Source organism: Mycobacterium sp. E787, assembly GCF_001668725.1.
Taxonomy (GTDB): Bacteria; Actinomycetota; Actinomycetes; order Mycobacteriales; family Mycobacteriaceae; genus Mycobacterium.
The window spans coordinates 59865-73852 of sequence record NZ_LZKL01000089.1; the positions used below are offsets into that span (position 1 = coordinate 59865).

Sequence of the window (13988 nt, forward strand, 5' to 3'; positions counted from 1 at the left end):
ACGCCGGCCCAGGCCGCCCCGAGCGCACACCAAAAGCCAGGAGCGCACAGCCAGTCAATGCGCGAGCGCCAGCGCCCCCGCCACCGCGATCGCCCACACCACCATCGCCAGCCCGGTGTCCCGCAGCACCGGAATCAGCTCGCGCCCGCCGCGGCCGGAGCGCACCGGCGCGAGCGCGCGCAGCGCCAGCGGTGTGGCCACCAGCCCGACGGCGCACCACGGGGTCGCCGCGGTGAGCACCAGCGTCGACAGCGCGGCCGTCGCCAGCAGCGCCTGGTAGAGCACCCGGGTGCGGGCATCGCCCAGCCGCACCGCCAACGTCATCTTGCCGGACTGCGCGTCGGTGGGGATGTCTCGCAGGTTGTTGGCCACCAGCACCGACGACGACAGCGCACCGATCGACACCGCAAGCACCAGCCCGACCCAGTCCACCCGCAGCGCCTGGGTGTACTCGGTGCCCAGCACGGCGACCAGGCCGAAGAACACGAACACCGCGAGCTCGCCAAAACCCGCGTAGCCGTACGGTTTTGACCCGCCGGTGTACAGCCACGCCCCGGCGATGCAGGCGGCGCCCACCGCGATCAGCCACGGCGCGCTGAGCAGCGCCAGCGCCAGCCCGGCCGCCGCGCCCACCGACAGGCTCGCCACCGCCGCGGTCAGGACGGACCGTGGGCTCGCCAGCCGCGAGCCCACCAGCCGCACCGGGCCGGCGCGGTCGTCGTCGGTGCCGCGGATCCCGTCGGAATAGTCGTTGGCGTAGTTGACGCCGATGATCAGCGCCACCGCCACGACCAGCGCCAGCAGCGCCTTCCACCACACCGCGGCTCCCAGCCACGCCGCGGCGCCGGTGCCTGCCACCACCGGCGCCACCGCGTTGGGCAGCGTCCGGGGCCGGGCGCCTTCGACCCACTGCGCGAAACTGGCCACCAGGGCATCCTGCCGGTGCCCGCCCCCGGCGATCAAACGCGGGGCATCCACAATGGGCGGATGCTCGGAGTCATCGGCGGCAGCGGCTTCTACACGTTCTTCGACTCGTCCGTCCGCAACGTCGACGTCGACACCCCGTACGGCCCGCCCAGCGCGCCCGTCACGGTGGGCGCCGTCGGCGACCACGAGGTGGCCTTCCTGCCCCGGCACGGCGCGACCCACCAGTTCTCGGCGCACACCGTGCCGTATCGCGCCAACATGTGGGCGCTGCGCAAGCTCGGCGTGCGGCGGGTCTTCGGCCCGTGCGCCGTCGGCAGCCTGAACCCCGACAACGGGCCGGGCGCGGTGGTTGTCCCCGATCAGTTGGTCGATCGCACCAGCGGCCGAGCCGACACCTACTTCGACTCCGGTGCCGTCCACGTCGACTTCGCCGACCCGTACTGTCCGACGCTGCGGGCCGCGGCCACGGGCCTGCCCGACGTGGTCGACGGCGGCACCATGGTGGTGATCCAGGGCCCGCGGTTTTCCACCCGCGCCGAAAGCCGGTGGTTCGCCTCGGCCGGCTTCGGCCTGGTCAACATGACCGGCTACCCGGAGGCGGTGCTGGCCCGCGAGCTCGAAATCTGTTACGCGGCAATCGCTTTGGTAACCGACCTGGACGCCGGCATCGCGGCCGGGGAGGGGGTGAAGGCCGTCGAGGTGTTCGCCCAATTCGAACGCAACATCGAGCTTTTCAAGGAGCTGGTGCGCGCGGCGATCCGCCGCGTCGTCGCCGAGCGCACGTGCACGCACTGCCAGCCGCATACCGGCGTCACCCTGCCGGTGGAGCTGCCATGAGGGTTCTGCTGACGGGCGCGGCCGGCTTCATCGGGTCGCGGGTGGACGCCGCGCTGCGGGCGGCGGGTCACGACGTGGTCGCCATCGATGTCCTGCTGCCCGCCGCGCACGGCCCGAATGCAGTGCTGCCGAAGGGCTGTCGGCGGGTGGACGTCCGTGACGGCGACGCGCTGGCCCCGCTGTTGGACGGAGTGGACGTCGTCTGCCACCAGGCGGCGATGGTCGGTGCCGGCGTCGACGCCGCCGACGCGCCCGCCTACGGCGGCCACAACGACTACGGCACGACGGTGCTGCTGGCGCAGATGTTCGCCGCGGGGGTGCGCCGCCTGGTGCTGGCGTCGTCGATGGTGGTCTACGGCCAGGGCCACTACGCCTGCCCCGAGCATGGCGTCGTCGACCCGCCGCCGCGGCGGCGCGCCGACCTAGACGCCGGCGTCTTCGAAAACCATTGCCCCGCATGTGGTCTCGACGTGACCTGGCGGTTGGTCGGCGAGGACGCGGCCCTGCGACCGCGCAGCCTGTACGCGGCCAGCAAGACCGCGCAGGAGCACTACGCGCTGGCGTGGTCGGAGGCGACGGGCGGCTCCGTGGTGGCGCTGCGCTACCACAACGTGTACGGCCCCGGGATGCCGCGCGACACGCCGTACTCCGGGGTGGCCGCGATCTTCCGCTCGTCGCTGGAAAAGGGCGAGGCGCCAAGGGTTTTCGAGGACGGCGGTCAGATGCGCGACTTCGTGCACGTCGACGACGTGGCCGCAGCCAACCTCGCCGCCGCGACCGTCGACGCCGACGGTTTCGCGGCATTCAACGTCTGCTCCGGGCGGCCGATCTCGATCCTGGAGGTCGCCGACGCGCTGTGCGACGCGCGGGACGGGTCGCTGCGCCCGGTGGTCACCGGGCAGTACCGCAGCGGCGACGTGCGCCATATCGTGGCCGACCCGGCCCGCGCGGCCGACGTGCTGGGCTTCCGCGCGGCCGTCGACCCGTGCGACGGCCTGCGCGAATTCGCCTTCGCGCCGTTGCGTTAACCCGGGCCCTGCGGGGGGCGGAAGATCCGCGGCTTGTGGACGGGGATCTGCCGGGTGGCGGAGTCGTCGCCGCGGAAGATCCGCGGCGAGCCGGCCAGTTGCGGCATCGCGGTGGTGGGTGCTTCGCGGCCGTGGGTCGGTATCCGCGTCGTCGCGGCCGCCGACGGCGCCCCGGCGTGGCCGACGGGGATGCGCGTCGTCGGCGCCGCCGAGCCCGGGGGAGCGCCCCGCTTGTGGGCGGCGCGGCGGCGGCGCCGCCGTCGCACGCTGAGCCGGCCGGTGATGATCGCCGCCGCGAGGATGCTCAAGCCCAGCACGCACAGCACGACGTCGAAGGTGCTGGTGATCTGCTGGGCGAGGTTGTTGCCGTACACCGGGTTTGGCGCCGGGGCGTTGGGTGGCTCCTCGAACCGCGGCGCCAGCGCCACGCCGACCACCACGCGGGTGATGCTCAGGGTGGCGACCAGCCCGCACAGCGCCGAGATCAGCCGGCCCGAGACGGCGTCGTTGCCCAGGTTGATGCGCAGCCAGACCGCCAGGAGCGCGGTGGCCAGGTCGAACGCGGCCAGCACCACGCTGTCGTAGCGCGAGAAGGGGTAGTTCAGGCTGACGCCGACGATGAGGTCGGTGATGCGCATGACCATCGATCCCAGGCACCATACGATGATGAGCAGCAAGCCATTTCGGGCCGCCGCCCGCCAGGCGTTCTCCTCGGTCGCCGACGGGTGGCGCCGGGCCGGCAGCGCGGCCGGGGCGAAGATCGCCGCGGCGGCCGCCCACGCCAGGTAGCCCTCGAACCCGACCCCCGCCGTCGACGTGTTCTGTGCGATGCCGTGGAACGCGTCGATGTCACGACCAATCGGCAGGAGCCACACCAGGATCCCGGCGACGAGCGTCGACACCCCGAGCGCCACGGTCGCCAGCCGGGCGGCCCTGCTGCTGCGCAGCAGCCACCGAGACCCGACGACCACCGCGGCCAGCGCCACCACGCCGTACACCAGCGCCGTCGCGATGACCGCCACGTTCTGCTTGCCGAAGTCGCCCTGCAGCGCGTAACGCACCCGCCAGAACAGGTTGAAGCCGAAGCTCAGCGCCGCGCCGACGATCGAGGCGTAGCCGACGATCCGGACGGCCCGGATGTCTTGATCGGCCGCCGGTGCCGGCACGGGTCGCGCGCCCAGCAGGGCGCCGGCGATGCCCAGCCACGCGCCCGGCCCGACGCCGCCCGGGACGTTCACGGTGCCGCCGAAGCGGACGGTCTCGAACACGTCGAACGCGACGAAGCCGAGGACCAGCAGCGCGTAGGGAAGGTTCAGCGCCAGCCGAAGCCGCGCGGCGAGCCCGGGGTTGAATCGCGCGCTCGACGACCGCCAGGAGCCGGCCAGCGCGATCGACACCAGCGACAGCAGGGTCACGGCGAACAGCACCGCCAGCAGCGGCTTGTTGCTGCCCGGGATGCCCATGCCGAAGTACAGGTTCCACGGCAGCAGCAGCGCGACGACGAGCAGCGCGGCCGCGGTCAGGTCGCCGGCGATGCTCCACCGCCGCGTCGGCGCCCGGACCTCACCGGCCGGCCGGCGCCCCGGCGGCGGCGATTGGAGCTGCCCGCGGATGGGGCCGGTAGGGGCGTCGTCGCCGGTCTGACTCACGGTTCCCCCCGGATGTCGAGGACGGTCACTTGCGGCGCAACGTGGGTCGGGAGGCGGGGGAACCCCCTGCCGCGCCGACTTCGTTGCTCACTTGGAAACATAATCTCCGTTCGGACGACGCGGCAGTGCACAGAACGCGTGCGGCTTTGCCGGTTTGCCAACCCGGTTACGCTGCACAGGCGAACGTGTCGCCCGAATGACTGTTAGTGCCGACGGTATCGCAGTGTAATGATGCCGGGACATGCTGGTTGTGGGGTAGCCGGCCGAAGGAGAGCCTGGATGGACGTCGTTTTGGGGGTCGCGGTCACGGGTTCCGTCGCCCGCCTGGCGCTCGTCGGGTCGGGCGGCCAAGGTTCGGACGTGCTCGACCAATCCGTCGTCGACCTGGCCGACCGTCCGGTCGACACCCTGACCCAGACCGTCGCCGGGACGAGCCGGCTACTGGCCGACGAGAACCACCGGCTGGTCGCCACCCGGCTGTGCTGGCCGGACGCCGCCAAGGCCGACCAGCTGCGCCGGGCGCTCGAGGACTCCGGTGTGCACGACGTCGCGGTGCTCTCCGAATCGCAGGCGGTGACGGCGTTGATGCGCGCGGCGGGCCGGGCCGGCGGTGTGCTCGTCGTCGACGACGAGACGGCGACGCTGTCGGTCGTTTCGGGCGGAGACCCGGACGCGCCGCCGACCATGCTGGCCAGCCAGCCCCTGGCCGGCGGCTCGGGCCCGGAAGCCACCGCCGCGCTGGACACCATGATGGCCCGGCTCGGTGACCAGCCCGGCGCCCCGACCGAGCTCTACCTCGTTGGGGCGTCATCGAACCTGGCCGGGGTCGCCGACCAGCTGCGCGACGCGTCGACCATGCGGGTGGAGATTCCCGAGGACCCCACGTTTGCGGTCGCCCGCGGCGCGGCGATGGCCGCCCTGCCCCCGGCGGCGGGCGATGCCACCGCGATCGCGCCGGCGGCCGCGCTCACCGGGGACGAGACCGCGTTCGCTCCCGCGGCCGGGGCGGCCGCCGAGGAGCCGCAGCTGGCGTACTCGATGGCCGGCGAGGGCGAGCCGTTCGGGATGGACGAGTTCGGGCCCGAGTACGACGATTTCGGCGAATTCGGGGAGGGCGAGGCCGAGACCGGCCGGATGCCGTTGAGCAGGCGTTCGTTGGTGCTCGGCAACGCCGTCATCGCCTTTGCCGTCATCGGATTCGCATCGCTGGCCGCCGCGGTCGCCATCGCCATCCGGCCGACCGCGAGCCAGCAACCCGTGGTGGGCCACCAGAACGCCGCCCCGGGCAAGTTCATGCCGCTGTTGCCGACGCAGCAGCAGGCCCCAGTGCCACCGCCGCCGGCCGATCAGCCCAACGCCGGCTTCCAGGGCGGCGTCATCCCGGACTCCAACGGCTACATCCCGCCGCAGCTGATGTCGCCCGGCGGGGCGCCGGCCCCGGTCAATCCGGCGCCGGGCGTGCCCGGTTTCGTGCCGAATCCCAACCCGGCCGTGCCAATCCCGGTGCCGATCATCATCCCCTACCCGGGCTGGCGGCCTCCGTACCCGAACCCCTATCCGAACCCGTATCCGCCCTCCACGACGGTGATCACGACGACCCCGCCGACGACGACGCTGGGGCCGAGCACGACGACGTCGCCGCCCACCACGACACCGCCGACCACGACGGAGCCGCCGACGACGTCGACGCAGCCGCCGACCACGACGCAGCCGCCGACGACCACGCAGGCGCCGACGACGACCCAGGCGCCGCACACCACCACGCCGGCGCCGACGACGCAGGCACCGCAGCCGACGACGCAGGCACCACACACCCAAACGCAGACGATCCCGACGCAGCCGCACACGCAGCAGCCGGTGACCCCGCAGCAACCGGTGAAACCGCTGCTCCCGCATACCCAGCACTGACCGATGCCCCAGGACGCGGTCACGGTCGTGCTGCCGTGTCTCAACGAGGAAGAGTCGCTGCCGGCGGTACTGGCCGCCATTCCGGCCGGCTATCACGCGCTGGTGGTGGACAACAACAGCACCGATGCCACCGCCGCGGTGGCCGCCCGGTACGGCGCCCGGGTGGTGGCCGAATCGCGGCCCGGGTACGGCTCCGCGGTGCACGCGGGCGTGGTCGCCGCGACCACCCCGGTCGTGGCGGTCATCGACGCCGACGGCTCGATGGACCCCGGTGACCTGCCCCGGCTGGTCGAGGCGCTGGACACCGGCACCGACCTGGTGATCGGCCGGCGCCGGCCGGTGCCGGGGCTGCACTGGCCGTGGGTCGCGCGGGTGGGCACCGTGGTGATGAGCTGGCGGCTGCGCACCCGCCACGGGCTGCCGGTGCACGACATCGCGCCCATGCGCGTGGCGCGCCGGGACGCGCTGCTGAATCTCGGTGTCGCCGACCGGCGTTCGGGTTACCCGCTGGAACTGCTGGTGCGCGCGGCGGCCGCCGGCTGGCGCGTGGTCGAACTCGACGTCGGCTACGGCCCGCGCACCGGCGGCAAGTCGAAGGTCAGCGGCTCGCTGCGGGGCAGCATCACCGCGATCGTCGACTTCTGGAAGGTGATCTCGTGAGCGTGCTGCCGGTGACCGTGCTGGTGGTCGCCAAGGCGCCGGAGCCGGGCCGGGCCAAGACTCGGCTCGCGGCGACGGTCGGGGACCGGGTCGCCGCCGACATCGCCGCCGCCGCGCTGCTGGACACGCTGGACGCGGTGGCGGCCGCGCCGGTGGCCGCCCGGGTGGTCGCCCTCACCGGCGAGCTCGACGCCGCCGCGGCTTCCGCCGAGATCCGGCAACGGCTCGCGTCGTTCGCCGTGATCCCGCAGCGCGGCGACGACTTCGCCGACCGGCTCGCCAACGCCCACGCCGACTCGGCCGACGGTCATCCGGTCCTGCAGATCGGGATGGACACCCCGCAGGTCACCGCCGCACTGCTGAGCGCCTGCGCGCGGAAGTTGCTCGGCGCGCCCGCGATCCTCGGCATGGCCCACGACGGCGGCTGGTGGGTGCTCGGCGTGGCGGCACCGACGATGGCCGAATGCCTGCGCACCGTGCCGATGTCTCGGCCCGACACCGGGGAGCTCACGCTGAAGGCTCTGCGCGACAACGGTATTCGCGTGACACAGGTGCAACGCCTGGCCGACATCGACGTCGCCGACGACGTCGCCGCGGTCCGCGACGCGTGCGGGCCGGAAAGCCGCTTCGCGCGGGTCACCCGCACGGCCGGCATCTGATGCGTGTGAGTCCTGGGCTTTGCGTGTGAATGCTGGGCGGAAAAATCGCCGAAATCCCGCCCTACATGCACACGCAAAGCCGTCAGCGCACACGCAAAGCCGTCAGCGCACACGCAAAGCCGTCAGAGCACACTCGCCGTGGCGGCACCATCTCCCGGTATGCGTGTGAGTCCTGGGCTTTGCGTGTGAATGCTGGGCGGAAAAATCGCCGAAATCCCGCCCTAAATACACACTCAAAGCCGTCAGTACACACGGCAAAGCCGTCAGCGCACACTCGCAGCCGTCAGCGCACACTCGCAATGCCGTCAGAGCACACTCGCCGTGGCGGCACCCCTCCCGGTTTGCGTGTGAGCCCTGGGCTTTGCGCGTGAACGCTGGGCGGAAAAATCGCCGAAATCCCGCCCTACATGCACACGCAAAGCCGTCAGCGCACACGCAAGTCACCAGTTGGTGACCATCACGGTGTTCACCAGCAGGGCGCCGACGGCGTTGACCGCCAGCCACCAGCGATGTGACCGCACCGGCAGCAGGGCGGGCGCCGCGGTGAGCCAGACGGTGAACGGCAGCCAGATCCGTTCCACCTCGGCCTTGCTCAGCATGCTCAGGTCGGCGCAGGCGATGGCGGCCAGCATCGCCAGCAGCACCAGGTGGAAACCCGAGCGGCGGCGGATGGCGGCCGCATCGAAGACGCGGCTGATCCCGGCGACGCTGCCCAGCCCGATCGCGCACACCACGCACGCCAGGTTGGCCCACCACCAGTACTGAAAGGGCCGGTCCTTCGCGATGCCCTGCCAATAGCGTTGCTGCACAAGGGCGTACCCGTCGAACCAGTAGAATCCCGCCACGGCGAACGCCACCGCCACCGCCAGCGAGGTCAGCGCCGCGGGACCCAGCGCGCGCAGCACCGCGCGCCAATCGGAGGCCGAGACCAGCACCGCCAGCGCCGGCAGCCCCAGCAGGACCAGGCCGTAGCTGAGGAACACGCTCCACCCCAGCAGCAGGCCCGCCCCGGCGGCGACGAGCGCGGGGAACCGGACCGGACGGTGCACGGCCAGGGCCAACAGCGTCAGGCCCCACGCCGCGACCCCGGCGAAGTATCCGTCGGCCGAGACCGCCACCCAGATCGCCGTCGGCGCGACCGCCACGAACGGCGCGGCCCGGCGCGCCGTGCCCTCGTCGGCGAGCGCGCGCACGGCGATCACCACGGCCGCGGCAGCGCTGGACCCGGCCAGCAGGCACAGCAGGGCGGCCCACGCCCCGCCGTGCAACCCGATCCGGTCCAGCCACACGAACGTCAGGAGCGCGCCGGGCGGGTGCCCGGAGACGTGGGTGGTCCACGAGTTCGGCTGGTAGTCGACGATCCGGCTGGCGAAGGTGCGGACGGCGGCCGGGATGTCGGTGATCGTCGGCACCTGCGACAGGTACTCGTCGCGGGTGGTCAAGCGCCCGGCGAAGCCCCGTTGCCAGCCGTCGATCATCGCCAGCGCAAACGCCCACGCGCAGGCGGTGGCCCAGGTGCCCAGCGTCAGAGCCCGCCACGAAAGGCGTTGCGCCACAGCGGGTCCCCACACCACGGCGGCCACCGCGATCAGAATCGCGGGGCCGGTTCCCCAGCTGGCGTGGATCTCCCACGCCCCGAAGATCGGCGACGCCCCGGCGTGCGTGCCGAACCGCTCCTGGCCCACGTCCAGGCGCGGCCGCACGCCCCAGTGCAGGCGTGGCAGCACGAACGCCGCCGCCACCAGGACGGCCCCGGCCGCGACGGCTGCCGACTCCCGCCGCGCAACCCTCACGGTCGACCAGCCTATTGACCGCTCGCGCCGGCGAACCGGCGCACCAGGGCGGCCCGGTCCACCTTGCCGATCCCGCGGCGCGGCAGCGCCTCGACGATGTGCAGCTCGCGCGGCGCCGCGGTGGCGTCCAGGGCACGGGTCACCTCGGCCCGCAGCGCCTGCAGCGTCGGCGCCGCGCTGCCGTCGCGCACCACGACCGCGGCGACCACCCGCTGCCCCAGCCGGTCGTCGGGCACACCGAAGACCGCGCAGTCGCCGACCGCGGGATGGGCGCACAGCGCGGCCTCGACCGGCTGCGGCAGCACCGTCAGGCCGCCCGTGCTGATCGCGTCGTCGGCGCGGCCGAGCACGGTCAGCGCGCCCGCCTCGTCGACCGAGCCCAGATCGTCGGTGCGGAACCAGCCCGGCTCGGCGAAGGGGTCGGGGTCGACCGGGTTGCGGTAGCCCTTCGCCAGCGTCGCGCCGCCGATGACGATGCGCCCGTCGGCCCCGACCCGCAGCGCCACCCCGTCCAGCGGGACGCCGTCGTAGACGCAGCCACCCGCGGTCTCGCTCATCCCGTAGGTGCGGACCACCGCGATGCCCGCCGCCGCGGCGGCGTCCAGGACCGGCCGCGGCGCGGGTCCGCCGCCGAGCAGCACGGCGTCCAGCTCGGCGAGCGCGGCCGCCGCCGCCGGCTCAGCCAGCGCCTTGGCCAGCTGCGCGGCGACCAGCGACGTGTAGCGCCGGCCGGGGCCCAATCGCCTTATCGCGGAGGGCAATTCGCTGACGTCGAAACCGGTGGACACGTCCAGCTCGACGGGCGCCGACCCGGCCAGCACGCTGCGCACCAGCACCTGCAGCCCGGCGATGTGGTGGGGCGGCAGGGCCAGCAGCCAGGCGCCGGGGCCGCCGAGGCGCTGGTGGGTGGCCGACGCGCTGGCGGTCAGCGCCGCGGCCGTCAGCAGCGCGCCCTTGGGCGCGCCGGTGGTTCCCGACGTCGTCGCGACCAGGGCCACGTCGTCGTCGATGTCTTCGCCCACCCGCAAGGCGCGCGGCGTGCCGTCGTCGCCGGGCGCCAGCGCGACCAGCGCGGGATCGCGCCCGTCCAGCACCCGCTCCAGGGCCGGCAACAGCACCGCGACCGCGGAACCCGGCGGCACGCCGAGCGCACGCAGGACGGCTATGCGGGGTCCTGGGCGTCGCGCGGCTCGTCGAACGGCCAGCCGTGGGCGGCCAGCCGCGTCCGCACGCGTTCGACGTCTTCCGGCGACGGCAGCTCGTCGGTGATCTGGGTGATCGCCACACCGATGTCGATGTCGTCGAAGCAGCCGCGCTCCATGAGCTCGTGCGCCACCGCGATGACCTCGTCGTGACCCAACCGGCGGGTCAGCAGGGCCAGCACCGGGAAGGTGTCCGTCGGTGGAACGCCCTCCGGGTACCCCGCGCGCAGCCACGAGACGATCGAGCTCAGGAATCCGTTCACGTCGCTATCCCTCCACGCGGGGGTTCGGCTGGGTGGACGATTTCGATGCTACTTGTGCGGCGGCTTGGCCCCCAGAAACGGCTGATTGATCTGGTGCGCGATGAAGTCGCGGGAGATGTACAGCAGCGCGAAGAGGATCACGGCGAGCACCACCGCGTAGATCACCCAGGCGATCGCCAGCAGCGCCGGATTCTTGTGCGGCGGGCTGCCGTCCGTGCTGACCTGACCGCCGCCGACGGCGTGGAACCGCAGCCCCACGGCGAACAGCGCCGGCAGCGCGGCACCGGCCAGCATGCTGAACACCAGGATCTTCAGGGAGGCCTCGTAGTTGAACCAGTCGCTGAAGTGGCTCATGAGGGGTTCCCCGCGGTCACCGTGTCCTCGTCGGTGCCGGACCGGCGCGAGGCGCCGGTGCCGACTTTGGGCCCGGTATCCGACGGCGGATGTTCGTCCGAGCCCTCGAGACCGGCGGTGAGGCTGCCCTCCCATTCGGCGTTGACGTTCTTGTGGTCGACCTTGACCCGCCGCGAGCGGATGTAGATGGCGGCGGAGACCGCGACCAGCAGGCTGAAGCCGATGATCGCGCCGGGGTAGCCGCCGATGAGGTGCACGGTCCAGTAGGTGATCGCCCCGACCAACCCGGCCGAGGGAAGGGTGATCAGCCACGCGACGACCATCCGGCCGGCCACTCCCCAGCGCACCTCGCCGCCGGGCTTGCCGAGCCCGCTGCCCAGCACCGAACCGGTGCAGACCTGGGTGGTCGACAGCGCGTAGCCGAAGTGGGTGGACAGCAGAATGACTGCCGCCGAGGACGATTCGGCCGCCATGCCCTGCGGTGACTTGATCTCGACCAGTCCCTTGCCCAGGGTGCGGATGATGCGCCAGCCGCCGAGGTAGGTGCCCGCCGCCATTGCCAGGGCGCAACACACGATCACCCACAGCGGCGGCGCCGTTTCGGACTTGCTGACCGCGCCGTAGGACATCAGCCCCAGGAAGATGATGCCCATCGTCTTCTGCGCGTCGCCGGTGCCGTGCGCCAGGGAGACCAGCGACGCGGAGCCCCACTGCCCGTACCGGAACCCGGCCTCGGTGCGCTGGGTCGGGATGCCGCGGGTGATCCGGTAGACCAGCCACGTCGCGATCGCCCCGACCACGATGGCCAGGATCGCGGCGACGACGGCCGGGATCAGCACCTTGGACACCAGGCCCTTCCAGATCACCCCGTGCGCGCCCACGGCGGCGAGGGTGGCGCCGACGATGCCGCCGATCAGCGCGTGCGAGGAACTCGACGGGATGCCGAGGAGCCAGGTCAGCAGGTTCCAGACGATGCCGCCGACGAGGCCGGCAAACACCAGTTCCAGCGTCACGATGTGCCCGTCGATGAGGCCCTTGGCGATGGTGGCCGCGACGGCGGTGGACATGAACGCGCCCACCAGGTTCAGCACCGCGGACAGCGCGACGGCGGCCTTGGGCGCCAGCGCGCCGCTGGCAATGGACGTTGCCATCGCGTTGCCGGTGTCGTGGAAGCCGTTGGTGAAATCGAAAGCGAGTGCCGTGATTACGACAATGATGAGGAGGAACAAATCGATGTTCACAGCGCCTGATTCTCGTAGTAGGGGGCTTAAATTGTCGAATGCAGGGATGGCCGAAATGCAGGTGTACCTTGACTTGTCGTTGGATGTTAGCCGTTCGTTAACCCGGTGTTCTTCAATCGCCGCGGGTATCGCGGCGCAGCGGATGGTCCCCGGGGACCTCGACGAAAATCAGCGTGATGCCGTCCGGATCGGTCACGTGCATCTCGCGCAGGCCCCACGGTTCGCGCCGCGCCTCGCGGGCGATGGGAACTCCCCGGCCCTCCAGTTCGGCCTGGGTCGCGGCGACGTCGCGGACCTGGAGCCACAGCGCACCCGGGAAGGGTCCCCGGGAATGGTCCGGTGAGCCGTAACCGGCCAGCTCCAGCAAAGACTGCCCGGCGAAAAACACGGTGCCGGCGCCGTATTCGCGGGCTATCGCCAGCCCGATCTCGTCGCGGTAGAAGCCCAACGACCGCTGATAGTCCGCCGGCCGGAGCAGCATCCGGCTGGCCAGGATCTCCATAGCGTCGTGTCTATCACGCGCACCGTCCGCGCAGGGTCACTACGCCCGGACGGGCCATGACGGGAAGCGCGATCAGGCTTGCTGGTTGGGCTGGATGCTCTGCCGCTGCATCAGGGTGTTGACCCAGCGCGGCCCGAAGGTGTCCAGTGCCTTGGCCACGATCGCCATCCGGGGCGCGATGCGCACCGGCCGGGTGCGCGCCGCGCTGACCATCCACTCGGCGGCCTCCTGAGACGTCAGGGCGGGCATGCCGTCGTAGGCCTTCGTCGGCGCGATCATCGGCGTGGCCACCAACGGGTAATACAGCGTTGTCGAATGCACTCCGCGGCGACCCCACTCCGTTTCCACGACCCGGCTCACCATCGACAGCGCGGCCTTGGACGCGTTGTACACCGCGAACAGCGGCGACGCCTCCGAGAGCACGCCCCACGTCGAGACGTTGATGATGTGGCCGTCGCCGCGCTCGAGCATCCCCGGCGCGAACCCCCGGATCAGCCGCAGCGGCGCGTAGTAGTTGAGCACCATGGTCCGCTCGACGTCGTGCCAGCGTTCCAGCGATTCGGCCAGCGGCCGGCGGATCGACCGGCCGGCGTTGTTGATCAGGATGTCGACGCCGCCGAGCCGCTTGTCGACGTCGGTCACCAGCGCGTCGACGGCGTCCATGTCCGAGATGTCGCACGGGATCGCGATGGCGGCCCCGCCGGCCTTGGTGATCCGGTCCGCCAGGTCATCGAGCAGGTCCTGGCGGCGGGCGACGACCACCACCGTCGCGCCCTCGCGGGCCAGCCGCTCGGCCCCGGCCTCGCCGATGCCCGACGACGCCCCGGTCACCAGGATCCGCTTGCCGTCGAGGTCGACCGGCTTGATCGCGGGCCGGTTGACCAGAATCTGCGGCGACGCGGGCGGTCGCATGGTGGCCAGCACCAGCTGGTCTCGGAACCTGCCGAGGGGACTCTTGCTCACCG

14 protein-coding genes are annotated in these 13988 nt (G+C 72.1%); 5 read left to right on the forward strand and 9 right to left on the reverse strand.

The features are described 5' to 3' along the window. Positions 1–54 precede the first annotated feature (54 nt). Positions 55–927: a 1,4-dihydroxy-2-naphthoate polyprenyltransferase gene (locus tag A5705_RS17465; protein WP_067881567.1), complete on the reverse strand. Its 873-nt coding sequence runs from the start codon at positions 925–927 to the stop codon at positions 55–57. 60 nt (positions 928–987) lie between these two features. On the opposite strand from A5705_RS17465, the gene A5705_RS17470 reads away from it, so the two are divergent. Next, positions 988–1764: an S-methyl-5'-thioadenosine phosphorylase gene (locus tag A5705_RS17470; protein ID WP_068278926.1), complete on the forward strand. Its 777-nt coding sequence runs from the start codon at positions 988–990 to the stop codon at positions 1762–1764. Then, a complete protein-coding gene (locus A5705_RS17475; RefSeq protein WP_068278801.1) occupies positions 1761–2792 on the forward strand; it encodes an NAD-dependent epimerase/dehydratase family protein in 1032 nt (343 codons plus the stop codon). The genes A5705_RS17470 and A5705_RS17475 overlap by 4 nt, the downstream gene beginning before the upstream one ends. Here the strand turns inward: A5705_RS17475 and A5705_RS17480 are convergent. Then, on the reverse strand, positions 2789–4327 hold the full coding sequence (locus A5705_RS17480; protein ID WP_231982491.1) for a hypothetical protein: 1539 nt from the start codon (positions 4325–4327) through the stop codon (positions 2789–2791). The two genes, A5705_RS17475 and A5705_RS17480, sit on opposite strands and share 4 nt — an antisense overlap. Before the next feature lie 393 nt (positions 4328–4720). Between A5705_RS17480 and A5705_RS17485 the strand changes: the two genes are divergently transcribed. Genes A5705_RS17485 through A5705_RS17495 form a run of 3 tightly spaced genes read left to right on the forward strand, consistent with a single transcriptional unit; the run spans position 4721 to position 7668 of the window. Further along, on the forward strand, positions 4721–6349 hold the full coding sequence (locus tag A5705_RS17485; protein ID WP_068278805.1) for a hypothetical protein: 1629 nt from the start codon (positions 4721–4723) through the stop codon (positions 6347–6349). 3 nt (positions 6350–6352) lie between these two features. Continuing rightward, entirely contained in the window at positions 6353–7009 is a 657-nt protein-coding gene (locus A5705_RS17490; RefSeq protein WP_067881488.1) for a glycosyltransferase family 2 protein, read from the forward strand. Continuing rightward, positions 7006–7668, forward strand: coding sequence for a DUF2064 domain-containing protein (locus A5705_RS17495; RefSeq protein ID WP_067881492.1), 663 nt, complete (start codon positions 7006–7008; stop codon positions 7666–7668). Before A5705_RS17490 ends, A5705_RS17495 begins: the two co-directional genes overlap by 4 nt. A gap of 440 nt (positions 7669–8108) precedes the next feature. On the opposite strand, the gene A5705_RS17500 is transcribed toward A5705_RS17495, so the two are convergent. From A5705_RS17500 to A5705_RS17530, 7 genes are all read right to left on the reverse strand, one after another. Beyond that, a complete protein-coding gene (locus tag A5705_RS17500; protein WP_067881495.1) occupies positions 8109–9461 on the reverse strand; it encodes a hypothetical protein in 1353 nt (450 codons plus the stop codon). An 11-nt stretch (positions 9462–9472) separates the two neighbouring features. Further along, on the reverse strand, positions 9473–10555 hold the full coding sequence (gene menE / locus A5705_RS17505) for an o-succinylbenzoate--CoA ligase (RefSeq protein WP_231982492.1): 1083 nt from the start codon (positions 10553–10555) through the stop codon (positions 9473–9475). A 68-nt stretch (positions 10556–10623) separates the two neighbouring features. After that, complete coding sequence (locus A5705_RS17510) at positions 10624–10926, reverse strand: DUF3349 domain-containing protein (RefSeq protein ID WP_067881498.1); 303 nt, start codon at positions 10924–10926, stop codon at positions 10624–10626. A 48-nt stretch (positions 10927–10974) separates the two neighbouring features. Next, a complete protein-coding gene (locus tag A5705_RS17515; protein WP_068278807.1) occupies positions 10975–11280 on the reverse strand; it encodes a hypothetical protein in 306 nt (101 codons plus the stop codon). Next, a complete protein-coding gene (locus A5705_RS17520) occupies positions 11277–12521 on the reverse strand; it encodes an inorganic phosphate transporter (protein WP_068278809.1) in 1245 nt (414 codons plus the stop codon). The genes A5705_RS17515 and A5705_RS17520 overlap by 4 nt, the downstream gene beginning before the upstream one ends. Positions 12522–12633: 112 nt before the next feature. Next, positions 12634–13023: a VOC family protein gene (locus A5705_RS17525; RefSeq protein ID WP_068278811.1), complete on the reverse strand. Its 390-nt coding sequence runs from the start codon at positions 13021–13023 to the stop codon at positions 12634–12636. A gap of 72 nt (positions 13024–13095) precedes the next feature. Then, positions 13096–13986 (reverse strand): SDR family oxidoreductase, encoded by an 891-nt coding sequence (locus A5705_RS17530; protein ID WP_068278813.1) that lies wholly within the window; start codon positions 13984–13986, stop codon positions 13096–13098. Positions 13987–13988: the final 2 nt, after the last annotated feature.

Excerpts from the sequence above, each read along its gene's own strand:
- A5705_RS17525 (WP_068278811.1), bottom strand. The coding sequence starts at position 13,023 with ATGGAGATCCTGGCCAGCCGGATGCTGCTCCGGCCGGCGGACTATCAG.
- A5705_RS17490 (WP_067881488.1), top strand. The coding sequence starts at position 6,353 with ATGCCCCAGGACGCGGTCACGGTCGTGCTGCCGTGTCTCAACGAGGAA.
- A5705_RS17485 (WP_068278805.1), top strand. The coding sequence starts at position 4,721 with ATGGACGTCGTTTTGGGGGTCGCGGTCACGGGTTCCGTCGCCCGCCTG.
- A5705_RS17515 (WP_068278807.1), bottom strand. The coding sequence starts at position 11,280 with ATGAGCCACTTCAGCGACTGGTTCAACTACGAGGCCTCCCTGAAGATC.
- A5705_RS17470 (WP_068278926.1), top strand. The coding sequence starts at position 988 with ATGCTCGGAGTCATCGGCGGCAGCGGCTTCTACACGTTCTTCGACTCG.
- A5705_RS17475 (WP_068278801.1), top strand. The coding sequence starts at position 1,761 with ATGAGGGTTCTGCTGACGGGCGCGGCCGGCTTCATCGGGTCGCGGGTG.